This is a genomic window from Bacillus smithii (genome assembly GCF_001050115.1).
GTDB lineage: Bacteria > Bacillota > Bacilli > Bacillales > DSM-4216 > Bacillus_O > Bacillus_O smithii.
Map to the genome: position 1 here is coordinate 2,695,723 of NZ_CP012024.1, position 24,801 is coordinate 2,720,523.

Consider the following 24,801-nt stretch of genomic DNA (forward strand, 5'->3'; position numbering starts at 1 on the left):
TATTTGTTCCATTATAACATAACGAATCCCCCACAAATTACTAAAGGGAATTTAAAAAAAGATGGTTATCCTATGCCCAGGGGGGATAAAAAGATGAAAAAAAACATCTTTGCAGGATGCTTATTAAGTTTGGCGGTTTTGTCCGGCTGCAATAATGAAGCCGCTGACCGCGATCGTTCGGGAATTTACGACCGGAACGGAAACACACTCAATGTCAATAACGATCAAGATCTTTTTGATAAAAATCGAAAACCATACAATATCATGACAGATGACCGTGATGAGGCATTTGGCTATGTACGTCATCAAAAAAGCCCGATTCAAGGAAAAACCATTTCTTATCGAGACATGTACACTATGGACAGAGAGCAGGTGGCTGATACGATCAGCCGACTGAGCGTCGGACTTCCGGACGTAAAAGACTGCGCCACGCTTGTAACAGATGAGGAAGTGCTCGTAGCCTATGACCGTCGGCAAAACGCCCATACTTCCCGTTCTGAGACGGCAGATCAAGTGAAAAGAACGGCCATGAGCGTAGTCCCTCGCTGGTACCATGTTTATGTCACGGACGATCCAAATTTGAGAAGAGACGTTGAAAACCTTGCCTCCATGGATGCCAATACGAGAAATTCTGAAACAAACATCAATCGGACCATCAACCTCATGTTGGATCGTTCACCGCAAGGACGCTCCATAGTGGACGGCGAAAATCCGAATGGCGAACGCATTCACGACCCGCTCGAAGATGATAATCATGCACAAAAAAGAAAACATCAATGATCATGAAAATCCGGTTTTGCGAATCCATTCTCCTGGCAACAGGACATTCGCACGGATCCTGTCTAGCGGGAATCATCTGAATCTCCAAAAAATGGCAGAATCAGTTGAAAGCGGATGAAAGGAAAAACTTCCATACAGCTATTTTTGTTTTTCTCACTCGCTCTGGTTTGGACGGCTATATGCCCCCTGACACCTTATTTCAACATGTTTTATTTAGCGGAAAAAGTGAGTTCAGCAAACTACGCTGAACTCACATTTTCTATTTCGTCATCAATTCAAACTTTAGGCGTTTTGCGCTTCAATCCGATCCATAATTTCTTTTGCTTTAGAAGCTAAGTTGACTTGTTCATCCGCATGATAGGAAGAGCGAACAAGCGGTCCCGCTTCACAGTGGCTGAAACCTTTGCTTAAAGCAATTTCTTTTAATTCCGCAAATTCATCCGGATGATAGTACTTTTTAACAGGCAAATGCTTTTTCGTCGGCTGCAAGTATTGGCCGATCGTCATAATATCCACATGATTGGCCCTGAGATCATCCATCGTTTCGATAATTTCTTCTTTTGTTTCTCCAAGTCCGATCATAATGCTCGACTTTGTCGGAATATCAGGCTGCATTTCTTTGGCACGGCGCAAAAACTCCAATGACCGTTCATAAGTGGCCCGCGCCCGCACTCTTGGTGTCAGTCGTTTCACCGTTTCCACATTATGATTTAAAATATCTGGACGGGAATCCATTAAAATTTTCAAATTTTCTTCCACTCCGCCCAAATCAGAAGGCAGAACTTCTACAGTTGTAAACGGATTTTTTCTGCGAATGGCGCGTACTGTTTCCGCCATTACGGCAGCTCCTCCATCTTTTAAATCATCTCTTGCCACCATCGTCACAACGACATGTTTTAAGTTCATTTGTTGAACGGAATCAGCTACCCGTTCCGGTTCTTGCCAGTCAAGTTCCGACGGCAAACCAGTCTTGACTGCACAGAACCGGCAAGCCCGCGTACATACTTCCCCTAAAATCATGAATGTTGCCGTTCTTCTCACTCCCCAACATTCATGGATATTGGGACAGCGCGCTTCTTCACAGACGGTATGGAGGCTTTTCTCTCTCATCATTTTCTTTAAGCCTTTGTAATTTTCGTTTGTATTTAGTTTTATTTTTAACCAATCGGGTTTTCTTAAATATTCCTCCGTTTTGCTCATTTTTAACATCTCCATTTCTTTAGTAGCTTCCAAAGAGCCGAAAACAATGGCAATGTAATAAACTTCTCTCTTTGTTGCCACTTTACCATAGTTTCCAGTGGAAACACAAGCATTCAGAATTCATGATTGCCAATATTTTAACTCATAAAGAATCCTTTTTCTTCAAATAGTATAGTTATCGATTATTTTATTTGAAAGGGAGGCTTTCATTTGAAAAAAATGGTTTTCCTGCTATTATTGCTGATCCTCTTCCCTTCTTATTCCTTGGCGGCAGAGAATCAGACAATGAAGGAAAAGCAGATTTTCAAACAACGGATAGAGTTATATAAAAAAATGCAAGCTGCAACGAACATTCCTTGGTATTACTATGCAGGGCTGGACCAATATGAACGAAACTTACGCCTCTTCCGAAAAGACTTGCCTAAGCCTAAAGGAGCTATTTCGATTTGGATCCCCCCCGAAAAATGGTCTGGTTTGGTAAACCCGAATCGCGAAGACACCAATCCGAAAACGATTGCCTTTTTTAACGGCTATGGGGTGGATGGAAATGGTGATGGAAAGGCGGACAGAAACAACGATGAAGATTTGTTGGCAGCCATCGGCCAGCATTTTCTGAAGTACGGAACCGATGAAGATAATATCCGCATCGCATTATGGGCTTATTATAAAAGAGATAAAGCGGTAAGCATCATTATGGAACAGGCTAAAATCTACAAAGTTTTCAATCGTCTTGATCTTTATGACAGAGCGTTCCCGATTCCATTAAATTACAATTATTCATATAAAAGTACTTGGGGAGACAGAAGAGGATGGGGCGGCCGCCGTATACATGAAGGAACCGATATTTTCGCTGATTATGGTGTTCCTGTCCGTTCTACATGCTACGGCATTGTCGAGATGAAAGGATGGAATCGATACGGCGGATGGAGAATCGGCATTCGCGATGTCAATAATACGTACCATTATTTTGCCCATTTAAGCGGTTTTTCCAAAAATCTAAAAGTTGGGAAAGTCGTAAAACCCGGCACGGTCATTGGCGGAGTCGGCAGCACTGGATACGGTCCGCCGGGAACGGCAGGAAAATTCCCACCTCATCTTCATTACGGTATGTATAAAGATACGGGCACGACCGATTATTCTTTCGATCCGTATCCTCACTTAAAACAATGGGAACGAATGGAACGATTAGAACGTAAAAAGAATAACTCTTAACCGTTGCCCCTTCTTCAAAAATCCCGTTCAAAAAAGCTTCCTTAAAATATGCGCACCATAAAAAGATATCATGGCGTTCCCGATTCCTTAGCCCGAATGGGAACGCCTGGCTTTTTATTTCGCCGGAATTTCAACAGAAGAATGGCCATTTCCGCCAAAAAATTGAGGCACGTCTCCTTGAATAATTCCCATTGCCACCGGAATATCCTGTTCCACTTTGGTTGTTTTGGTCGAAAAAGGAATAATGATTTGCACATTAACTTGAACATGGATGGCCACTTCTACATAAGCATTGTTTATGCCATAAGGTCTTACCGTCGATTTTACATCAGAACGAACATCGCCGACCGCATGAAAACGGACAGGGACATTCGGGCCCAAATTGCCGAGAATGGCGTTATTCGTTGCCTGGCCTAACGGAACGGAAAATACGATCCCTTCCAGTTTTTTTGATTGCTGAGGATCTAATTTGACATCCGCATAGTCCAACGGTTCGAGTTTCCCTTTTTCCGCTTCCCGCAAATTGTTTTGAACTTGATTCGTTACCTCTCCCAAAATCCGATTAATAATTTCCGTATTCAGTCTAGTCGTAGAAGACTTGCTTTGATCGCGATTCGGAACGGTTTCGATAATGTCGTTAATATCCATGACGTTGGTCACTTTTTGGTTAATAGCATTATTAATGACCATGGAAGCAATTTTTTTCGTTTCTGATTCCGCATAGCTCATTAAAGTAGGCTTAATCCCTGCATTAATCAGCCATAAGCTTAATGCAGTAAAGCAGGCAAAAAGAATGAACGTGATGACAAAAACATACCGTAAAGGCAAAGGTCCTCTCCGGGGTTTGTACTTTCGCAATGCAGGCAAAAAAATCCCCCCTTACAAGCTATATGTATGCTCGTAAAGAGGGAATTCATTAATCATTTTTATTTTGCACCTTCACATGTAAATGCGCTTTCTTGCCCCGAATGCATTTAAGAGCCAAACGTCGTGAAGCCCATTCTTGCTCACTTTCACACGGCTAAAACACTGAATATCCTTAATGAATCGCTTTCCTATTTGAAATCGGTCTATTGGGCATAAGAGGGGAGAGCCAATCAAATGGGGAAATGCCAGCCACCGCACTGTCCGTCTATCAATTCCAAATATCTTCGATAATGTTGTACTTACCCAAATACGCGCACTAATTTCCATTCCATCAGATCACGCAAAAATTCCGGCATATAATATTGCTTTTCTTGAGCACGAACTAATTCCGGGAAAAAAGCGCCGTATGTAAACAGATCCGGTACGGCTAGACGATATTGTTTGTCCAAGTTCAGCTCTTGTCCATTTATTTTAACGGAACCGTTGTCTCTGTCGATATCGATCCGATCATATACAAATTCACCCCATATTTTCCCCCTGAATCCAAATCCTTTTACCTGCATATGAGGCCATTTTTCATCCAAAGTTTGATCGATGATCTTTTTCAGTACTCCTCCGTTGAGGGTAATGGCACAAGGATTAATCGGATGAGGCAATAGTTGATGAAGATCAAACTTTGTAATCGTTCCTTTTCGAAGCGGGCGAAGAAGAAGACCGGCATTTATAATGGCGCAATCAGCATCGCACCATTCTCTTAAGCCTTCGCACAGCCATTCCGCTAACGGTGATGCTTTAAACCAATTAATCGAGAGCTCGCGATCTAATTTTACGACAGGCTGGCTTAACAAACGCTTTCCCTCGCTTTGATAACGGGCCGTTTCTTCTTCCTCGCCAATAGCAGGCTTCAATTCATGGACATCATAAAGCAGCGCTTTTTTCTCTATCCCTTTCTTCGATGCAGGTTCGATCTCCACTACAATATGTCCGACGTAATTCCCGAATTTTCCGGCCGCTGCTAATAGTGTATCGTTGACCCATTTCCCTTGATGGTAAATATGATGGGTATGAGCTCCCATCACTATATCTACCTCTTCCATTTCCTGTGCAATTTTATCATCTTCATGCATGCCTAAATGGGAAAGAACGACTACTAAATCTGTTTCTTGCGCCAAATATTCCACCTGCGCTTTTAATTCATCAAGAGGCAGCGTTATTTTCCATCCGAGAAGATGATAAGATTCAGGTAAATAGGCAGTGACGCCCGTAACGCCTACTTTCCAGCCGTTTTTCAGCTTATAAATATGATAAGGACGACACCAAGTGGGTCTCTTTCCATTTTCATCATATAAATTGGCGCAAATGACGGGGAATGCGGCCTCCTCATATAAATGATTCAATCCTTCTTTAGGCAACGTCATCCCTTCATTATTCCCGATCGTTGCCCCATCATATCCCGCTTTATTTAACAGCTTGACATTGCCTTTTCCTAGAGTAGCCTCTGTATAAGGATGGGAACGATCAATATGGTCCCCGATATCAAAAATCAGCACGCTTTCCCCCGCTTCTTCATGCCATTTTTTTCTTTCCTGCAGAAAACGGCGGATTCGCGGCCAATTTTCAAAATGGCTGTGAAAATCATTTGTGTGGTAAATATGAATCGTTTCGCTCACCGTCTTACCTGATGACTAAAAACTGAAAATGCCAACCGCAAGGATACGAAACATAACATCGCCGACCTTTTCGGCATATTCACCGGCCGTCAGGCGGCATGTGAGTCCAGAAACAGGAAAACTTTGTTTCCTTTCCGTTCATGATGCGATCATGACATTATACATTGGCAGCCACCAGGTTTCCACCTCCTTTCCTGAAACGGTCGCCTGTCGGATATGTGGAAGGAGTAAGAAAACTCTATCATTATTCACTTTTTCTTAAAGTGATTTTTTTCAATACTTCCATCTTACACATTTCTGACAGCTTGGTCCAAAAATCTAATTCTGGTGTTAAAATAAATTTAATTGCCTAGGTGCCAGTCCTTCATATTCTAACCCTAATAAATCCATCATTTGTTTGGCATTATCAGCTGCATCCCCGCCGGAATTGTTATTAAAAACGACATAGATTTCTTTGCTTTGCTTCTCTAAATCGAGTAATTTTTCTTTCCATGAAAGCAATTCTTCTTTATTATAACGATATAAATATCGAACCTCTCGCCAATTGCCTTGATTGGGCTTTCGCCAGCCATGGATATTCCGACCGTGAAAACGGACAAGCGTCTTTTGAGGGTCCGTTGCTTCGATAACAGCCGGTATGGAACCACTGCCCGCTTGTGGTTCGTCGCAAACGCTATGAATCCATCCTTCTCGTCGCATAAAATCTAACGTCTTATCTTTCCATGCTTTCGAAAACCATGATTGGTGGCGAAATTCAAGAGCCGTTGGAACATCCTTCATCCACTCTTTGCAATATCTTAAATAATCGACATTCTTCTTTTGGCAATCAAACCACGGTGGAAATTGAAAAAGAACCATGGCTAATTTTCCGGCTTGTTGATAAGGCTGTATAGAATCCAAAAAAGCTGCAAACATTTCCTTTTTAGACGAAAAAGGCAGCTTTCCACGTTCATGTCCGGTCATTCCTTGATAGGCTTTTACGATAAACTGAAACTTTTCAGGCGTGTCTTGCACCCATTTTTCCGCATTTTTTAAAGGTTGAATGGCATAAAACGAAGCGTCGACTTCGACAATCGGAAAATGCGCCGCATATTCTTTTAGCTTATCACGTGGGGAAATGCCATCAGGATAAAGGGAATGATGATCTCCCCAGCCTGTTACCCCGATCCAAATCATATTTTATACCTCGCTATCTTCAAGTATAGTGTGTTTTTTCTGTATAACCCTTTTGAAACGAAATAAATCCAGACAAAAAGAAAAGGCCTAACTTCCTCAGACATAATAATGGAAGAAAATTTTTCCATTGATTATGCTCATAAGGAATCTGGCCCGGATGACGAACCTGATGAACAGGTCTTAACCGATGGATCCTTCCATTTCGATTATAACAGAACGAAACCTAAACTTGAAAGTGCATAAAATGGTTTCGCAAAGTGGAATTTTTGAGCAATGTTGGTATCAAAAGTAGTATCACAATTTTTATTTTTGGTGGGCAATCAATGGGCAAGTCCATCATTTTTATGGGAACAATACATCGGGAAAGTGCGTTTAGGATGTCAGATGTCAAAAACAAAAAAGGAAGATCATAGAAAAATGATATTTGATTTGAGCAATATTTTTTGCTCTCCGCTTCTTTAGCTCCTGTTTGCAAAGTTCTCATCCGCTCACTTTCCCTTTGGATCCATTTAAGTTTCAATATTATTTTTTAGATCACTTGATTTTTTAAATCAAAGTGTTTGCTGATGATCATGGCTCTCTAATTCTATTTTATGTTTCGGCTTATACTCAGATAAATAAATAGCGACTAAAATGAAGAAAGCTCCTAACCACTCTAACCCTTGAACAAATTCTTTAAGAAGGATAAATGCAAATATAGTAGCAAATACAGGTTCTGTCAGTTCAAAAAACTGAACTTTATTAGCTTCAAGATAATTTAGTGCCTTTGTGGTACAGTAAAAGCCTCCTATCGTTGGAAGAATCGCTAGCCCCATAAGCGATGGAACGGATCCAAGGCTAGGCCATACGAATCCTTCTTTATAAAACGGAAGAAACAGATAAAAACTCCCAAACAGCATTAAATACCAGATGAGCGCTAAATCTCCGTCTAGTGCAAATTTTTTGGTAAACACTAGGAACAAACCATATCCTATTCCTGCAATTGCGGCCAAAGCCGTGCCAATTGATCCTCCGTGAATGTCCCCTTCCGAAAAATGCATGATGAGTAATCCTATTAGAAGCAAAACTAATCCAATATACTGATACTTTCTTTTTATTTCCTTCAGAAGGATGGAGCTGAATATGAAGGTTGTTAGGACGGAAGATCCTAACAAAATAAATACTACAAAGGATACGGATTCATATTTATACGCTGTCGTTTCAAAAAAATACAAAACAAAGATTCCCAGGAATGAACACAACAAAATATGCTTTATTTTACTTTTCAAACGAATGATATTAGTCCGGAGTGTTTTATTGCCTAACGCCAGTATGGAAATAAAAACAAAAGCTATCAAACATTTATAAAAAGAAACTCCCGCTGGTGTCAGGTTACTTTGAAAGGATCCCTTACTAAAAATTCCAACTGTTCCATTCAAGATGGCTGCAGATAACGCAAAGACGGCTCCCATTATATATGTTTTTTTCATTAAGCATTATTCACCTTCTGTTTTAATATTGGAAGTTTATGATTCTTGAGTAAATCTTGAATTAATGGAGGGTTGGAATTAGCCGAGAAGAAAACCCCTCCCATTTGTAAATTCCATTCTCGATACGTTTCATCCTCCATCATGATTTTGTGAGCTTTCCCAATATTCCAATAAGGAATGCTAGCCTGTAAATGATGTGTTAAATGATAATTTTCCGCATGAATACTAAGGAAGAACGCTTCTATCCAATGGCTGAATCGATTACGGGTCATGTATATAGTTTTTTTATTCGTTAGAACTAACGGGTAATGTTCTGCTAGTTCAATAAACCAGCCGATTACCATAAATGAAGTAAAATATGGGACTAACCAGTACAATAAAAAGTAATTCAATACTCCGAAATAAAACAAAGTACCAAGAATAAGCAGCCAATATATAACCATAGCTAAGTATTGCTTGGGATATTTTCTAAATTGTAACATTCTATACTTAAAAACATAATAGGCGTAACTAAGGATATTAAGTAAAAATAATGGCTTCAATACATATTTGAATAAAAATTGATGATTGATTGTTTTTTAATTGATATAATCCAACGTCTATATGGTATTGATAATCCGGGTCTTTTTCCGGATCACCTAGATGAATATGGTGGCCTTTCACATGTGATTCCTTGTAAATATTAAATTCTTGTCCAATAAGATATCCAGAAAAATATGTTCCTAAAATATAATTTAACTTTCTGTTTTTAGCTAAGCATAAATGGGAAGCATCATGTAATATAGTTGCTAATGCTCTTTGTCTAGCTCCTATCACCAGTACAGATAAAGGGTATAAAATGATGCTGATTTTTCCTAAGTAAATGGCTAGAGCAATCACTAAATAATCATATAACAGACCTATTGCCCCTCGATAATTATTAGATTGATATAACGGTTATCTCTTATATCCTTTGAAAAATGATAATACTCACAACTGCCAAAAAAATCACCAGTTGTTATTTTTTGGTAAATATAATATGAATTGTATATCAACCCAACAAATCTGTCCATTATTTTTTGTAAATTAATCCTTCTTGCCATTACTTATAAAGGGAAAGTCCTCCCACCCTTTCGCCCCGTCGCCATTCGAAAAAATTGATAATGGTTTTAAGAAATTAAGATAATGGCCATCATTTCAGTTTCAAGATTACGCAGCAATATAACTCTTTATTTTTCAGAATAGTTCGGCACAAAAGTGTAAAATCCTCTTTTTTGGTTATTTTTTGTATCCACTGCCCTGACATTGACAACACTTTCAAATCTCACCCGCTTCATGTTTTCATGGCCTTTGATGCGGATTTCCTTGTGAACTGGATCTAGATTCGTGAAAGGAACCAGTTACCTGTTCCGTAATTTACTTATATCAAACTTTGAATATGACAAGAAAATATAATTCTATCGCGTAGTGAACCTTTCCACCCAAAATCCTGTGTCTGATATGGGTTTAGGTTTGGGCATTTGCAACATTCCAACATGCTCTGGCAGCACCATTTCTATGTCCATTGTTATGCCCCACTCTATATCTTGATCGGAATAAGTGATACGTTGAAGAAACGTTCAATGTCAACAAAAGAAGAATCAAGGTAAGGCGTTCGTTCTTTATCCAAAAAATTTATTGGAGATATCTTAGAAGAAAAAAGAATCCGCAGAAAATACTACGGATTCCATGAGGGCTATTTTGTATTCAACGGTATCGCCTCATAATCACTTATTCAAATGATCACAAAAAGTTTCAAGAAGTCTCCCTGAGTTGCAGATTCCGGTTTGCGGCATAGTCGTGCTTCATATAGTAGAAGCCAGGATAATATTAAATATGTATCCGAACGGCTTGGCCACGCAAGTATAAAAACAACCGCTGACACATATCTGCACATTGAAGATGATGCGCTCGAATTGTATCAGCGGTGTAACAAATGGTTATAAAATGGTGGATGGATTGTGGAAGCTCCTACTATAAATTGATAAATCGTTGATCATATCAACGTTATCCGATGCTTCCTTCCATTTCAAATTTGATTAATCGGTTCATTTCTACCGCGTATTCCATTGGAAGTTCCTTCGTAAACGGTTCGATAAAGCCCATTACGATCATTTCTGTAGCTTCTTCTTCGGAAATTCCGCGGCTCATCAAATAAAATAATTGTTCTTCCGACACTTTGGATACTTTTGCCTCATGTTCAAGCGAAATATTGTCATTTAAAATTTCGTTTGCCGGGATGGTATCCGATGTCGATTGATTATCCATAATCAGCGTATCGCATTCAATATTGGAGCGAGCTCCGTCCGCTTTCCGTCCAAAATGAACAAGACCGCGATAGTTTACTTTACCGCCATGTTTAGAAATGGATTTAGACACGATAGTGGAAGAAGTGTTTGGAGCAAGGTGAATCATTTTCGCTCCGGCATCTTGTACTTGCCCTTTGCCGGCGATTGCGATGGAAAGGGTCATTCCTCGAGCCCCTTCTCCTTTCAGGATAACAGCCGGATATTTCATCGTTAATTTGGATCCGATGTTGCCGTCAATCCATTCCATCGTGGCATTTTCTTCACACACGGCGCGTTTTGTAACCAAATTATAAACGTTGTTCGCCCAGTTTTGAATGGTCGTATAGCGGCAATAAGCACCTTTTTTCACGAAAATTTCTACCACTGCACTATGAAGCGAATTCGTTGTATAGACCGGTGCTGTACAGCCTTCTACATAATGAACGCTTGCTCCTTCATCCACAATGATGAGCGTTCGTTCAAATTGTCCCATATTTTCAGAATTGATGCGGAAGTAAGCTTGAAGGGGAGTATCCACTTTTACACCCGGCGGAACATAAATGAATGATCCCCCCGACCACACTGCAGAATTTAACGCAGCAAACTTATTGTCTGAAGGCGGGACAACTTTTGCAAAATGTTCACGGAATATATCTTCGTTTTCTTTTAAAGCAGAATCGGTATCTTTAAAGATAATCCCAAGTTTTTCTAAATCTTGTTTCATATTATGGTAAACAACTTCTGATTCGTATTGAGCGGACACTCCGGCAAGATATTTTTGCTCTGCTTCCGGAATTCCCAATTTATCAAACGTTTTCTTGATTTCCTCCGGCACTTCATCCCAAGAACGACCTTGATGCTCCGTTGGTTTTACGTAATACGTAATTTCATCAAAGTCTAGTGCAGAAAGATCGCCTCCCCATTGCGGCATAGGCTTCGCATAAAATTGTTCCAAGGATTTCAGCCGAAATTCCAGCATCCATTGTGGTTCTTCTTTCATTCGAGAGATTTCTTCCACAACTTCCCGAGTCAATCCGCGTTGTGTACGGAAAATCGAGATGTCTTTATCCCTAAAGCCGTATTTATAATCACCGATTTCCGGCATTTTTTTTGCCATATTCATTTCCCTCCTTTGGAGATTATGCCCCATCAAAAACTTTCTTTTTCAACCTCCCCTTCTTACAGGAAGAGGTTGAACCCAAACACTAAATGATGATTGCATTTTCAAAAGGTTTAATGAGCTACTTGATCTTTTAAACCTTTTTCCATGGCCTTCCAAGCTAATGTAGCGCATTTAATGCGGGCCGGAAATTTAGAAACGCCTTGAAGTGCTTCCACGTCGCCAAGGTCTAGATCATCAGGATAATCTTTTCCCTGCATCATGTCAGAAAAAATCTTAGACAGCTTTAAAGCAGTCTCGATATTTTTCCCCTTAATCGTTTCGGTCATCATGGAAGCGGAAGCCATTGAAATGGAACAGCCTTCTCCTTCGAATTTAGCATCTGTCACTTTACCGTCTTCTACATTCATGGTCAAATGAATGCGATCCCCGCAAGTCGGATTATTCATATCGATCGTCAAGTTCCCGTTTTCTAAACTGCCTTTGTTTCTTGGATTCTTATAATGATCCATGATCACGTTTCGATACAACTGGTCTAAATTATTAAAAGACATTATTGAAATACTCCTTTGTTTTCAAGATACCCGAAACAAAGCGGTCAATATCCTCTTCCGTATTGTATAAATAGAAGCTGGCTCTTGCTGTTGCCGAAACATCGAGCCATTTCATCAACGGCTGCGCGCAGTGATGTCCGGCGCGAATGGCAATTCCTTCCGCATCCAGCACTGTCGCTACATCGTGCGGATGGACGCCTTTTATATTAAAAGTCACTAATCCTGCTCGTTTCATCGGATCTTTCGGACCGTAAACTTCGATTCCTTCCACTTCACTCAATTTGTCCAATGCATATGCAACGAGATGATGCTCATGTTTTAAAATCTCATCCAAGCCAACTTCTTCAAGAAACTCAATAGCCTTGCCTAAACCGATAGCTCCGGCGATAATCGGAGTTCCTCCTTCGAATTTCCAAGGAAGCTCTTTCCATGTCGAATCATACAAACCGACAAAATCGATCATCTCGCCGCCAAACTCTACCGGTTCCATCTTTTCCAGAAGCTCTTTCTTACCATAAAGAACACCGATTCCGGTAGGACCACACATTTTATGTCCGGAAAAAGAGAGAAAATCGCAATCGAGATCTTGAACGTCTACTTTCATATGAGGAACGCCTTGCGCACCGTCCACCGCCAAGACAGCTCCATTTTCATGAGCAATGTTCGCTATTTCTTTGATCGGATTGATCGTTCCAAGTACATTGGAAACAAGGGTGACAGCCAAAATTTTCGTCTTCGGGGTAACGGTTTCCCTTACTTTTTCAAGCGTAATAGTGCCGTCTTCCTCCAACGGAATGTATTTCAATTCCGCTTTCTTTCTTTTGGCAAGCTGCTGCCATGGAATTAAATTGCTGTGATGTTCCATATAGGTAATGACGATTTCATCGCCTTCTTTCACATTTTCCTCGCCATAGCTGGCCGCAAGCATATTAATGGAAGCAGTCGTTCCTCTTGTAAACACTACTTCTTCCACTGATTTGGCGTGGATAAACTTGCGAACTTTTTCCCTTGCCCCTTCATAAGCGTCGGTTGCTTTCGTGCCGAGCGTATGAACACCTCTGTGGACATTCGAATTATAGCCTTTGTAATATTGTTCGATTGCTTCAATGACGGATAACGGCTTTTGCGAAGTAGCTGCGTTGTCTAAATAAACTAAAGGATGGCCATTGACTTCTTGATTCAATATCGGAAAATAGTTTCGAATATCATTCACATTCATTTTACCGAACTTTCCTTTCAATGACTTGAATAAGCTGTTCTTTTACCCCTTCAATCGGCAATTGGTTGACAACCGGAGCCAGGAAGCCATGTATGATCAATCGTTCAGCTTCTTTTCGCGGAATTCCGCGACTCATTAAATAATAAAGCTGAATGGGATCCATACGACCGACCGAAGCAGCGTGACCGGCCATTACATCGTCTTCATCAATCAACAAAATAGGATTGGCATCCCCGCGGGCATTTTTGCTTAACATCAGCACTCTGGATTCTTGTTCAGCATCCGATTTGGAAGCGCCATGCTCGATTTTACCGACGCCGTTAAAGATCGAAGTCGCTTCATCTTTCACAACACCGTGCTTTAAAATAAATCCTTGCGTATTCTTTCCAAAGTGTACAACCTTTGTCGTAAAGTTTTGCACTTGCTTGCCTCGGCCTACGGTTACGGTTTTGGTATCTCCATAAGAACCGTCGCCTTCCAAATAAGTTGTATTTTCAGAAACCGTATTGCCGTTATTCATAAGCCCGAGAGCCCATTCAATCCGTGCATCTCTTCCGGCTGTGCCTCGGCGATTGACATACGACGTCACGCCGCTGGCAAGGGTGTCTACAGCCCCGTAAGTTACTTTTGCACCTGCTTCAGCAACGACTTCTGTCACGATATTCGCAATTCCTTCCGGTACTTCTACAGTGGAAATATAATTTTCCACATAGGTGACGGAACTGTTTTCATCTGCAACAATTAACACATGGTTAAACAAAGGAACTTGGTTGTCGTCTTGAAGGAAAACGGCTTGAATAGGATCCTTCAACTCCACGTTTTTGGGGATATAAAGGAATACTCCGCCGTTTAACAAAGCTGCATGCAGAGACGTTAATTTATTTTCGTCTGCTTTCACATGTTTCATAAAATATTTTTGCACTAAATCCCCATGTTCTCTTAACGCTGTCAAAATGTCGGTAAAAATGACGCCTTTTTCTTTCAGTTCATCCGTTAACTGCAGATAAGCCGGAGTCTGGTTTCGTTGAATATACAGATTTTTCTCGGTTTCCAAACGAATCAATGCTTTTGCGTCTTCAGGCAGCTGTTCAAGAGATTCAAATGTATCGCTTTTTACATAGTGCGTTTGAAATGACGTAAAGTTCCATTTATCTATTTTCGTTTTGTCCGCCTTTGGCAACGGAAGGGTTTCAGCCTTCTCTAATGATTCGATTCGAAGAGCTGCAAACCATTCCGGCTCGCCGTTTTCTTTTGAAAACGACTGGATATACTCCCGATTAACTGGTAATTTTGTTTCCACCGTCATGTTCATCCTCCTAACTGTTACGCTTCTTGACCGACTGTTTCGTCTTCAATGCCCAGTTCTTTTTTGATCCAATCATAGCCGTTTTCTTCAAGTTGTTTAGCCAATTCAGGTCCGCCGGATTTTACGATCCGTCCTTGCATCATGACATGAACATAATCAGGAGTAATATAATTCAACAAACGTTGATAGTGCGTAATCATAATGCATCCAAAATCGCTGCTGCGCATGGAGTTGATTCCTTTGGCAACGACTTTCAAAGCATCGATATCAAGTCCTGAGTCGATTTCATCCAAAATGGCGAATTTTGGTTGAATCATCATTAATTGAAGTATTTCATTGCGTTTTTTCTCACCGCCGGAAAAACCTTCGTTTAAATAGCGTTGCGCCATATTTGGATCCATTTCCAAAAACTCCATTTTTTCATCCATTTGGCGAATGAATTTCATCAACGAAATTTCATTGCCTTCACCACGGCGAGCGTTAATGGCGGAACGCAAAAAGTCCGCATTCGTTACCCCGCTGATTTCGCTTGGATATTGCATCGCCAAGAACAATCCGGCACGAGCCCGTTCATCGACTTCCATTTCAAGAACATCTTGTCCGTCAAGCGTAATGCTGCCTTTTGTTACTTCGTATTTTGGATGTCCCATAATCGCGGATGATAACGTTGATTTACCTGTTCCGTTCGGTCCCATGATTGCGTGGAACTCTCCAGTTTTTACTTCAAGATTCACTCCTTTTAAAATCTCTTTTCCCTCTATCTCAACGTGTAAATCTTTAATTGTTAGAGTTGAACCTGCCATTCTTTTCTACCTCCGTCAATTTCGATATATGCTGAATACCCATTTCATTCTCAATTTATTATCATTACAATCTTATAACAAATGAAAACTAATATCAACTTTTCCAATAGTTCTTTTCCGTATTTTTTTGAATAATTTCGACTTTAGTTATAAAATTCACAATTGTTTTCTATGCAGAACGGCGGTGGTAGTCGATATTCACTATTTTAACGCAATTTATTATTGAAAAGAACAAACCAGCGTGGGGCTCACACTGGTTTTCCCAAATGATAAAGCTTTCGACAGTACAGCTTTCCGTTCATTTCAACGACAATTTGTTTGGATTGGCAATGATCCTTTTCTCTTCGCTTTTCCACTTTCATCCTCACTTCATGATTGCTCCCGTAAACTTTATACCCTACACCATGAGCACAGTACATGGCCTTTTCCATGCTCTCCGTATATTGAAGTGTTAAAGAACAAATAACGAACCAGTCCTCTCTAAGTTTAAAGTTCTTCTCAACCAACGACAGAATCAAATAATAAACCTATATGAAAGAGTCATGTTCGTTATGAATGTTCTTATCGGCCGTCTATAGTTATTTAACCTCTCTTCACCATTTTAAACCTTCATTGAAACATCCAAACTTATTCTTTCCTTGAGCGATTGGGACTATGCGAATAATACATGTAAGCCAAGCGGACGCTGTGAAATAAAAAGCTCCTCCACAATAAAGGAGGAGCGATACATCTTTCTTTTCTTATTTGTTGACAGGCACTACAGCGCCGCCCCATTTTTTCAAGATAAAGTCTTGAATTTCTTTAGAATGAAGGACGTCGACAAGTGCTTTAATTTTCGCTTTCTTTTCATCGCCTTTGCGGACAGCTATGATATTAACATACGGAGAATCTTTGTCTTCCAAAGCAATCGCATCTTTTAACGGATTTAATCCCGCGTCAAGAGCATAGTTGGAATTGATTAACACAGCATCGCCTTCGCCGTTTTTATATACTTGTGGAAGCATGGACGCTTCAACATCGTATTTAAATTTAAAATGTTTTGGATTTTCTGCAATATCTTGAACCGTTGCGTTTTCTTTATTCACGCCTTTTTTCAGCTTAATCAAGCCTTTTTTCTCAAGCATCGTTAAAATCCGGCCGTGGTCTGCTACAGAGCTGGACATAATGATTTCAGCACCTTTTGGCAGCTGATCTAAGCTTTTATATTTTTTCGAATATAAGCCGATTGGTTCAATATGGATGCCGCCGGCGTTGGCAAACTTATAGCCGTTTTCTTTGATTTGTTGTTTGAAATAAGGAATGTGCTGGAAGTAGTTCGCATCCAATTTTCCTTCAGCCAATGCTTTGTTAGGCATAATATAATCTTGGAATTTGACAATTTTTAAATTATAGCCTTTCTTTTTCAAGATAGGTTTTGCTTTTTCCAAAATGACAGCATGTGGAACATTAGATGCTCCCACAATGATGGTTTTGTTATTGGATCCTGTTGTTTCTTTTGGTTCGCTGGAAGATTTTCCGCATGCAGCAAGACTCAATACAAATACAGATGCAATAATGGCTATAAAGAACTTTTTCACCAAATTTTCCCCCTTTATCTTTTATCTATTTTTGAAGTGATAAAATCACCAATAAACTGAATAACAAACACAATAATCAACACAATGATCGTAGCTACTAAAGTTACGTCGTTATGGTTGCGTTGGAACCCATCCAAATAAGCAAGATTTCCAAGACCACCCGCACCGATTACTCCGGCCATTGCCGTGTAACTGACAAGCGAGATCGCTGTCACTGTGATGCCCGAGACCAAAGCGGGAAGCGATTCAGGAATAAGCACTTTCCAAATAATCGTGCTTGTTTTGGCCCCCATCGCTTTAGCTGCTTCAATAACTCCTTTGTCAATTTCACGAAGTCCGATTTCCACCATCCGTGCATAGAATGGGCCTGCGCCAATAATCAACGCCGGAAAGGCGGCATTCGCACCGATTATCGTGCCGACAAGCGCTTTTGTAAAAGGAATGAGCAGCACGATGAGAATGATGAAAGGAATCGAACGGAAAATATTCACAACTGCGGCAACGATGGAATATATAAATTTATTTTCCCATAAGTTCCCTTTCGATGTTAAAAAAAGCAAAAGTCCAAGGATTAAACCAAGAATAAAGGTGGCAACTACCGATACTCCCGTCATGTATAGGGTTTCCTCTGTTGCCTGCCACATCATTGCCCAATCCACATTTGGAAACCATTTTTCAAGCATGGGTAATGACCTCCGACTCTACTTGTTGTGTTTGTAAATAAGCGATCACTTTTTGTACGTCTTGTTCCGATCCTTGAATCTGGATAAACAGTGTGCCATATGCACCATTTTGAGTTTGGGACACTTTCCCCTGAACAATATTTACCTCAACCGGAAAATCTCTGATTAAGTTGGCTATGATCGGCTGTTCAGCGGAATCGCCAATAAAGGTAAGTTTGACAATTTTACCGTCCTTATAGCGTTTGAGAAGATGAGCAATCGTTTCCTTCGATTCTTCCGGTTCGGTAACTTGTTGAACAAAACGCTTCGTTACCGGCTGTTTTGGATTTTTAAACACTTCCAGCACCGGACCGATTTCAACGATTTGCCCATTTTCCATAACTGCCACGCGATGGCAAATTTTTCTGATTACATGCATTTCATGTGTAATTAACACGATCGTCAAACCGAGCCGTTTATTAATATCGACAAGTAGATCAAGGATCGAATCGGTCGTCTGTGGATCCAATGCAGAAGTGGCTTCGTCGCAAAGCAATACTTTCGGTTCGTTGGCGAGAGCTCTGGCAATGCCTACTCTTTGTTTTTGACCGCCGCTTAATTGAGAAGGATAGCTGTCTTCTCTTCCTTCGAGTCCTACTAATTGAATCAGTTCATCTACACGTTTCATTCGTTTTTCTTTCGGCACTCCGGCGATTTCCAGCGGGAAAGCAATATTTTCCCGTACTGTGCGCGACCATAATAGATTAAAATGTTGAAAGATCATGCCGATTTCTTGGCGTGCTTTTCGTAAAGAAGCGCCTTGAATTTTCGAAATTTCTTGCCCTGCAACCGTCACTTGGCCTTCTGTCGGAATTTCCAAACCGTTCAGCATGCGGATCAGAGTGCTTTTTCCGGCTCCACTGTAGCCAATAATACCGAAAATTTCTCCCTCTTGAATCTGCAAATCTATATTATTAACGGCTGTCACATTTCCGTTTTTTGTACGAAAAACTTTCTTCACCTGCGATAAAGAGATCAGTTCGCTCATTGATTCATTCACCTGCTTTCTTTTTTGAAATGAAAAAAACCTTTCCGCCAATGAGCAGAAAGGTTACGTATTCTTCGTCCTTTCTCTCATCTCTCAAAGCAAACTGCTTTGTGTGAATTGGCACCATGTCAACTGAACGATTGACGGTTGCCGGGTTTCATTGGGCACATCCCTCCACCTCTCTTGATAAGAGCAAGTGTTTATGAAATTGTTCGGAAATTGGTTTCTCGAAAATTATACATTTTCATGCGAATAATGTCAAATAAAATTGATAGAAATATGTTACTTTCATCCTAATCTACCTAATACGACGGTTTCTTCCCGTTCCTTACATAACCACAAAATAGCTTCCAGCTGCAGCTGCAAACGAAAGGATCCAAATATGCTCACGTCTTTTCTTTTGACAGCTGTTAACAATCTTTCTTCCCCCAACAAAATATTTCGAAAAATCTCGTCCGTCCCGCAAAGATGTAAGTGCGGGCTTGAAATCGTTCCTTTTTTCCAATCCATTTGGCTTTTGGACAAAGAAAACATCCATGTTTCATCGTTTGAATCAAAAAGAACGGTCAGTGGATTAGAAGGAAGAATCGGGAAAAGATGTTTTCGTTCGAAACATTCCCTTTGAATCCTTGCGAATAACTTGTCCATTTTCTCATCCCTTCACCTGAATGTTTACTGTACATAGTTCCATTTTTCAGGTGAATTCCCTTTAAAAAGGATTCGACAGATAAAGAAAAACCCTTTGACAAATTCCCCCCATTTCTTCACATTCGACCGCTCTTTTTCAAATAAAAGGACGTTTCTTGAATTATTTCCCAAGAAATATGTCATTTTTGCAAGTTGGCGAAACACGAAAGCCAATCATTGGCTAAAATCATTTTTCACTTAGAAACGCTGCCTGAATGGAATTGCTGAATGACAAAAATGGACATCCACAAAATAACAGCGGGATAAAGGCCCATAAGGATGCCTTTACCCCGCTTGATATTGAGATAATTTTTCATATAGAAAAGGTACAGAATGAAAGGCATAAATTTTGTCTTTTAATTCTTTTTTATCAAAAATCATCAGGCAAGGAACGCTTTCAATTTCATATTGATGAGCAAAATCCTCATGATAATTGATATCCGCTTTGGCAAAAGTGCAATCAGGAAAAAGCTTTTCAATCACATCCACCATTTTTCCTGCCACCGCGCATGTTCCGCATAAAGGAGTATAAAAATATAATACCGTTTTGCCTGTTTCGGAAATTTGTTCATGGAGAGGTTGTTGTGTCCAATCAGATACCACTTTCATCATCCTTTTCAATATACTTCGTATCGATGTCGATACCGGCGCTAAGTAAAATGGCGGCTAGATACCGAAAAGGGGTATTTTCGACCTCCGTAAAAGCTCGATCAACATAAAGATGCCTGGCTTCGGGAAATTCTCGTTTAAACATCTTTCTCAGCTTTTCCCCGGCGGTATCAGCATCCACCAGAATATACACATCGCGGCCATAAAGTCGATCGACAAGATCATCCATTTTGCTGAGGCCGATGGTTCCATTCGTGCAAATAATCTCTACCGGCTCCTTAATAATCGCTTGAATTTTTCTCTTATCCGACGTTCCTTCCACAATAATCACTTTATCCGTCCCATTCATCTTTATCCATCCTTGCCTGATTTCTTTCTTCATTCATTGTCCCATGTTTGCGATCCATTTCAAAGCAAAAAGCCTCTACTTAAACATAGAAAAAACCCCCAGGGAGCACCCAGGGGGCCATACTAGTCTTCGCTAGTCATTTCATCGTATTGTTCAGCCGTCAACAGTTGATCTACTTGGCTGATATCGCTAGGTTCCACCACGATCATCCAAGCTTTTTCATAAGGGGATTCGTTCACATACTCCGGATTGTCGTTCAATTCTTCATTGACTTCCACTATTTTCCCGCTGATAGGAGCATAAAGCTCAGAAACGGTTTTAACGGATTCCACACTGCCAAACGGTTCGTCTGATTTAATTTCCGTTCCTACTTCAGGCAGTTCAACAAATACAATATCCCCTAATTCCGATTGAGCGAAATCCGTAATCCCGATGCGCACTTTGTCCCCTTCTACTTTTACCCATTCGTGTTCTTCCGAGTACCTCAGTTCTTTCGGCGAACTCATGAAAATCCCTCCACTCTCAATATTTTCATAATTTACATTAACTTATTTCCATTGCTAAAAGCAAGAAAACACCCTTATCTATTCAGCCATATTTTCTCAAATTCATCTTCATGAAACCCAACTGTGACACGCGTACCATCCGTCACGATCGGGCGTTTGATTAACATGCCGTCGGAAGCAAGCAATTCAAGAAGTTCATCTTCCGAAGCCGTTTTCAAACGGTCTTTAACTCCTAGTTCTCTGTACTTTCTCCCACTCGTATTAAAAAATTTTTTTAATTCCAATCCGCTCTTGCGCCAAAGCGTTTCCAGCTCCTCTTTCGATGGAGGGTTATCGACAATATGTATCTCTTGAAAATCAATTTGATGATCTTCAAGCCATTTCTTTGCTTTTCGGCATGTTGCACATTTCGGATACCAATAAAATGTTACGTTCATGTGATCACCTTTTATAAAAGATTCTGCTGCTTTTGCGAGTTTTCCCTTTTTTAGTTCGACAAATACAGTAAAATTCCTCTTTATTTTAAAATAATCTCGAGAGAAAACAAAGAGGCCGACATCGTTGTCCGCCTCATCCATTTCTATTTCTTACACAATATATCGTTCTGACTCGATCAGCTTGGCCGCTGCTTCACGTTTTTTCGCAATGATGTTGACAGGCGTATGACGCGTAAGTTTTCGGAGGGCCGAAAGCGTCACGCGCAGCGCATCGCCTTCTTGTACTGCCGCAACAGTTTCCTTCGCATCTTGTTCGATTTGAGCAAACGCTTCTTGGCAAAAAATTTCTGTGTAAAGCAGCTTTTGCTTGTTCTTTTCAAGGCCGGTTCTGTCCAATGCCTTTTGAGTTCTCAAAATCGATGATTCCATTACATAAATATTGGCGGCTATGTCCGCAATATTCGCCAAGATTTCTTGTTCGTTCGCAAGCTCTTTGCCAAATGTTTGCACAGCAAGCCCGGACACAAGCAACGCAGCTTTTCTCGCATTTCTTAATAAATATCGTTCACGCGCGAGCGGTTCTGATCCCGGATCTTCCGGCGCCAGCACGATCAGCTCTTTTTGCAGGTCTTGCGCTTTTTGAAGCAAAGGCAATTCGCCTTTCAGCGCTTTTCTTAAAAACGTATTCGGCACTAGTAAACGATTGATTTCGTTTGTCCCTTCAAAAATACGGTTAATGCGGGAATCACGGTAAGCTCTAGAAATTTCGTATTCTTCCATAAAACCGTAGCCGCCGTGCAGCTGCAATCCTTCATCTACCACGTAATCGAGCACTTCCGAACCAAAAAATTTTCCAATCGAGCACTCGATGGCATATTCCGAAATCGAAGCAGCAATCGCTTTTCCGTCTTTTGCTTCTTCTTCCGACAGCTCGCCCATCGCTTTGTCAAATAACCCGACAGTGCGGTAAATGGAACTTTCATTCGCATAAATTTTGGAAGCCATGGTAGCAAGCTTTTCTTGTGTTAAACGAAATTGTGAGATCGGTGTATTGAATTGCCGACGTTGGTTCACGTACGGAATGGTGATTTCCAGTACACGCTTGGAAGAACCGACAGTGCCGACGCCCAATTTGTACCGGCCGATATTCAATATATTAAAGGCAATTTTGTGGCCTTTGCCCGCTTCCCCAAGCAAATTTTCCACCGGAACTTCCGCATCTTGAAGGATCAACGTCCTGGTGGATGAACTTTTAATCCCCATCTTGTTTTCTTCCGGTCCTGTCGAAACGCCCGGAAAATCACGCTCCACGATAAAAGCCGAGAAATGTTCTCCGTCAATTTTGGCATAAACGACAAAGACATCGGCAAATCCGGAGTTGGTAATCCATTGTTTCTCCCCGTTTAAAATATAGTGCGTACCCGCTTCGTTTAACTTGGCAGTCGTTTTCGCACCTAATGCATCCGAACCGGAGGAAGGCTCTGTTAACGCATAAGCAGCGATTTTCTCACCGGTTGCCAATTCCGGCAAGTACTTTTGTTTTTGTTCTTCATTTCCGAATAATACGATGGGCAAAGATCCAATGCCGACATGGGCTCCGTGAGTAATGGAAAATCCGCCGGCACTTGCCATTTTTTCCGTGATCAAAGCAGAGCTGATTTTGTCCAGCCCTAAACCGCCATATTCTTCCGGAACATCGGCACTTAATAAGCCTAACTCGCCCGCTTTTCTCATTAATTGGACGGAACGGTCAAATTCATGCTTTTCCAAGTAGTCCAGTTGAGGCAGCACTTCATTAGTTACATAGTCTTCCGTTGTTTTGGCAATCATTTTTTGTTCTTCCGTGAAATCTTCCGGTGTAAATACTTGACTTGCATCTATTTCATCCGTTAAAAAGCTTCCGCCTTTTATAATGGCACGATCTGTTTGGTTTGACATCTTTCTTCCTCCTATTCATTTTTCATTTGACGAAGCCGTTTCGATTTTGTTCACTCTCATAACATATCCTGCTAGTCTTTCCATTCTTTTTCGGGATCACTCATCCTATCAATCTATCAATTCAAAAACTCCGGCAGCACCCATGCCCCCGCCGATGCACATCGTAACGACGCCAAATTGGACGTTCCGGCGCTTCATTTCGTGCAGGAGAGTAAGGGTGAGTTTAGCTCCTGTACAACCGAGCGGGTGGCCAAGAGCAATTGCACCTCCATTGACGTTCACTTTTTCTTCATCAAGGTTCAGTTCGCGTATAACTTGAATCGATTGGGAAGCAAAGGCTTCATTCAATTCAAACAGCCCTATATCCGACACTTCCAGTCCTGCCAATTTCAATGCTTTCGGAACCGCAACGACAGGGCCGATCCCCATAATTTCCGGAGGTACACCACCTACTGCGAACGAACGAAACTTCGCCATCGGTTTCAGACCGAGTGATTCCGCTTTTTCGCGATCCATCACCATAACCGCCGCTGCTCCGTCGCTCGTTTGCGAAGCATTTCCGGCCGTTACCGTACCATTGGCCGAAAAGGCAGGACGCAATTGGGCGAGTACTTCCATGTTGGTATTCGGGCGAACTCCTTCATCTTTCGTTAAAGTGACTGTTTTTTCCACCAGCCGATGGTCCGGTCCGACTGAACGGACTGTCGCTTCAACTGGCACGATTTCATCATCAAATTTCCCTGAAGCAATCGCTTTGGCGGCACGCTGATGGCTTCTAACGGCAAAAGCATCCTGATCTTCGCGAGTGACGCCAAATTTTTTCGCTACTTGTTCAGCGGTATGCCCCATGCTCATGTAATATTCCGGCGCCGTTTCGGCTAATTTTGCATTCGGTCTGACCACATGCCCCATCATCGGCACCATGCTCATCGATTCAGTTCCTCCGGCGATGATCGTATCCGCATGACCAACCATAATTTTTTCGGCCGCAAAAGCAATGGCTTGTAAACCGGACGAACAAAAGCGATTGATCGTAATTGCCGGAACGGTGTGCGGAAGGCCGGCAAGAGCTCCAATATTCCTTGCCACATTTTGTCCTTGCTCTGCTTCCGGCATGGCACAGCCGATAATTAAATCATCGATGTTCCCTTCGTAATTGCCTGCTCTTTTTAACGTTTCTTTCACTACCAGCGCACCTAGATCATCTGGGCGCACCGTTGCCAATGTTCCTTTTTTGGCTTTCCCCACTGGCGTACGCGCCCCGGCAACGATGACCGCTTCTCGCATAAAACTACCTCCTTCAACA

The 24,801-nt window shown here is 41.2% G+C and carries 25 protein-coding genes, 1 pseudogene and 1 riboswitch; of the genes and pseudogenes, 3 read left to right on the forward strand and 23 right to left on the reverse strand.

The genetic code is table 11. The annotated features are described in order from the left end of the window. Window positions 1–93 precede the first annotated feature (93 nt). Entirely contained in the window at window positions 94–780 is a 687-nt protein-coding gene (locus BSM4216_RS12700) for a YhcN/YlaJ family sporulation lipoprotein (RefSeq protein ID WP_048623925.1), read from the forward strand. Window positions 781–1,062: 282 nt separating this feature from the next. Here the strand turns inward: BSM4216_RS12700 and lipA are convergent, their stop codons facing one another. Next, window positions 1,063–2,013, reverse strand: coding sequence for a lipoyl synthase (gene lipA / locus BSM4216_RS12705; protein ID WP_255287945.1), 951 nt, complete (start codon window positions 2,011–2,013; stop codon window positions 1,063–1,065). Between the two features lie 186 nt (window positions 2,014–2,199). On the opposite strand from lipA, the gene BSM4216_RS12710 reads away from it, so the two are divergent. After that, window positions 2,200–3,192 (forward strand): M23 family metallopeptidase, encoded by a 993-nt coding sequence (locus BSM4216_RS12710; protein ID WP_048624525.1) that lies wholly within the window; start codon window positions 2,200–2,202, stop codon window positions 3,190–3,192. A gap of 114 nt (window positions 3,193–3,306) precedes the next feature. Here the strand turns inward: BSM4216_RS12710 and yunB are convergent, their stop codons facing one another. The 6 genes from yunB to BSM4216_RS17255 all read right to left on the reverse strand — a co-directional run bounded on the left by yunB (window position 3,307) and on the right by BSM4216_RS17255 (window position 9,253). Then, window positions 3,307–4,059 (reverse strand): sporulation protein YunB, encoded by a 753-nt coding sequence (yunB, locus tag BSM4216_RS12715; protein WP_048623926.1) that lies wholly within the window; start codon window positions 4,057–4,059, stop codon window positions 3,307–3,309. A gap of 299 nt (window positions 4,060–4,358) precedes the next feature. Beyond that, window positions 4,359–5,729 carry a bifunctional metallophosphatase/5'-nucleotidase gene (locus tag BSM4216_RS12720; protein ID WP_048623927.1) on the reverse strand — a complete coding sequence of 457 codons (1,371 nt, stop codon included), beginning with the start codon at window positions 5,727–5,729 and terminating at the stop codon, window positions 4,359–4,361. A 330-nt stretch (window positions 5,730–6,059) separates the two neighbouring features. Next, window positions 6,060–6,905, reverse strand: coding sequence for a DUF72 domain-containing protein (locus tag BSM4216_RS12725; RefSeq protein WP_048623928.1), 846 nt, complete (start codon window positions 6,903–6,905; stop codon window positions 6,060–6,062). Window positions 6,906–7,456: 551 nt separating this feature from the next. Further along, a complete protein-coding gene (locus tag BSM4216_RS12735; protein ID WP_003352481.1) occupies window positions 7,457–8,374 on the reverse strand; it encodes a DMT family transporter in 918 nt (305 codons plus the stop codon). Next, window positions 8,374–8,916, reverse strand: a complete 543-nt coding sequence (locus tag BSM4216_RS12740; RefSeq protein WP_169799151.1) for a fatty acid desaturase — start codon at window positions 8,914–8,916, stop codon at window positions 8,374–8,376. The genes BSM4216_RS12735 and BSM4216_RS12740 overlap by 1 nt, the downstream gene beginning before the upstream one ends. Next, window positions 8,894–9,253, reverse strand: coding sequence for a fatty acid desaturase (locus BSM4216_RS17255; RefSeq protein ID WP_048623931.1), 360 nt, complete (start codon window positions 9,251–9,253; stop codon window positions 8,894–8,896). Before BSM4216_RS17255 ends, BSM4216_RS12740 begins: the two co-directional genes overlap by 23 nt. Before the next feature lie 926 nt (window positions 9,254–10,179). Here BSM4216_RS17255 and BSM4216_RS17395 point away from each other — a divergent pair. Then, window positions 10,180–10,338: pseudogene (locus BSM4216_RS17395) on the forward strand (site-specific integrase); the annotation flags it as partial. A 61-nt stretch (window positions 10,339–10,399) separates the two neighbouring features. On the opposite strand, the gene sufB reads toward BSM4216_RS17395, so the two are convergent. The 16 genes from sufB to BSM4216_RS12825 form a co-directional block, all read right to left on the reverse strand. Beyond that, window positions 10,400–11,797 carry a Fe-S cluster assembly protein SufB gene (sufB, locus tag BSM4216_RS12750; RefSeq protein WP_003352483.1) on the reverse strand — a complete coding sequence of 466 codons (1,398 nt, stop codon included), beginning with the start codon at window positions 11,795–11,797 and terminating at the stop codon, window positions 10,400–10,402. A 116-nt stretch (window positions 11,798–11,913) separates the two neighbouring features. Further along, the gene (gene sufU, locus BSM4216_RS12755; protein WP_003352484.1) at window positions 11,914–12,354 is read right to left on the reverse strand and encodes a Fe-S cluster assembly sulfur transfer protein SufU; all 441 of its coding nucleotides are present in this window, start codon (window positions 12,352–12,354) and stop codon (window positions 11,914–11,916) included. Continuing rightward, the gene (locus BSM4216_RS12760) at window positions 12,344–13,573 is read right to left on the reverse strand and encodes a cysteine desulfurase (protein ID WP_048623932.1); all 1,230 of its coding nucleotides are present in this window, start codon (window positions 13,571–13,573) and stop codon (window positions 12,344–12,346) included. The genes sufU and BSM4216_RS12760 overlap by 11 nt, the downstream gene beginning before the upstream one ends. A gap of 1 nt (window position 13,574) precedes the next feature. Further along, on the reverse strand, window positions 13,575–14,879 hold the full coding sequence (gene sufD / locus BSM4216_RS12765) for a Fe-S cluster assembly protein SufD (protein WP_048623933.1): 1,305 nt from the start codon (window positions 14,877–14,879) through the stop codon (window positions 13,575–13,577). 17 nt (window positions 14,880–14,896) lie between these two features. Further along, on the reverse strand, window positions 14,897–15,682 hold the full coding sequence (gene sufC, locus BSM4216_RS12770) for a Fe-S cluster assembly ATPase SufC (protein ID WP_003352487.1): 786 nt from the start codon (window positions 15,680–15,682) through the stop codon (window positions 14,897–14,899). 248 nt (window positions 15,683–15,930) lie between these two features. Then, window positions 15,931–16,113, reverse strand: a complete 183-nt coding sequence (locus BSM4216_RS12775; protein WP_048623934.1) for a YuzK family famiily protein — start codon at window positions 16,111–16,113, stop codon at window positions 15,931–15,933. Window positions 16,114–16,422: 309 nt separating this feature from the next. Next, complete coding sequence (locus tag BSM4216_RS12780; RefSeq protein ID WP_048623935.1) at window positions 16,423–17,259, reverse strand: MetQ/NlpA family ABC transporter substrate-binding protein; 837 nt, start codon at window positions 17,257–17,259, stop codon at window positions 16,423–16,425. A 14-nt stretch (window positions 17,260–17,273) separates the two neighbouring features. Then, window positions 17,274–17,942 carry a methionine ABC transporter permease gene (locus BSM4216_RS12785; protein WP_003352491.1) on the reverse strand — a complete coding sequence of 223 codons (669 nt, stop codon included), beginning with the start codon at window positions 17,940–17,942 and terminating at the stop codon, window positions 17,274–17,276. Next, complete coding sequence (locus BSM4216_RS12790) at window positions 17,935–18,960, reverse strand: methionine ABC transporter ATP-binding protein (RefSeq protein ID WP_048624526.1); 1,026 nt, start codon at window positions 18,958–18,960, stop codon at window positions 17,935–17,937. The genes BSM4216_RS12785 and BSM4216_RS12790 overlap by 8 nt, the downstream gene beginning before the upstream one ends. Window positions 18,961–19,052: 92 nt before the next feature. Then, a riboswitch (SAM riboswitch) is annotated at window positions 19,053–19,162 on the reverse strand. 95 nt (window positions 19,163–19,257) lie between these two features. Next, window positions 19,258–19,617 (reverse strand): hypothetical protein, encoded by a 360-nt coding sequence (locus BSM4216_RS12795; protein WP_003352493.1) that lies wholly within the window; start codon window positions 19,615–19,617, stop codon window positions 19,258–19,260. Window positions 19,618–19,941: 324 nt separating this feature from the next. After that, window positions 19,942–20,259, reverse strand: coding sequence for a thioredoxin family protein (locus BSM4216_RS12800; RefSeq protein ID WP_003352494.1), 318 nt, complete (start codon window positions 20,257–20,259; stop codon window positions 19,942–19,944). Next, complete coding sequence (locus BSM4216_RS12805) at window positions 20,249–20,614, reverse strand: toprim domain-containing protein (RefSeq protein WP_003352495.1); 366 nt, start codon at window positions 20,612–20,614, stop codon at window positions 20,249–20,251. The genes BSM4216_RS12800 and BSM4216_RS12805 overlap by 11 nt, the downstream gene beginning before the upstream one ends. Before the next feature lie 122 nt (window positions 20,615–20,736). After that, window positions 20,737–21,120 (reverse strand): glycine cleavage system protein GcvH, encoded by a 384-nt coding sequence (gene gcvH / locus BSM4216_RS12810; protein ID WP_048623937.1) that lies wholly within the window; start codon window positions 21,118–21,120, stop codon window positions 20,737–20,739. A 74-nt stretch (window positions 21,121–21,194) separates the two neighbouring features. Beyond that, window positions 21,195–21,557 carry an arsenate reductase family protein gene (locus BSM4216_RS12815; RefSeq protein WP_040340845.1) on the reverse strand — a complete coding sequence of 121 codons (363 nt, stop codon included), beginning with the start codon at window positions 21,555–21,557 and terminating at the stop codon, window positions 21,195–21,197. A gap of 150 nt (window positions 21,558–21,707) precedes the next feature. Next, on the reverse strand, window positions 21,708–23,495 hold the full coding sequence (locus BSM4216_RS12820) for an acyl-CoA dehydrogenase family protein (RefSeq protein ID WP_048623938.1): 1,788 nt from the start codon (window positions 23,493–23,495) through the stop codon (window positions 21,708–21,710). 108 nt (window positions 23,496–23,603) lie between these two features. Beyond that, the gene (locus BSM4216_RS12825; protein ID WP_003352500.1) at window positions 23,604–24,782 is read right to left on the reverse strand and encodes an acetyl-CoA C-acetyltransferase; all 1,179 of its coding nucleotides are present in this window, start codon (window positions 24,780–24,782) and stop codon (window positions 23,604–23,606) included. Window positions 24,783–24,801: the final 19 nt, after the last annotated feature.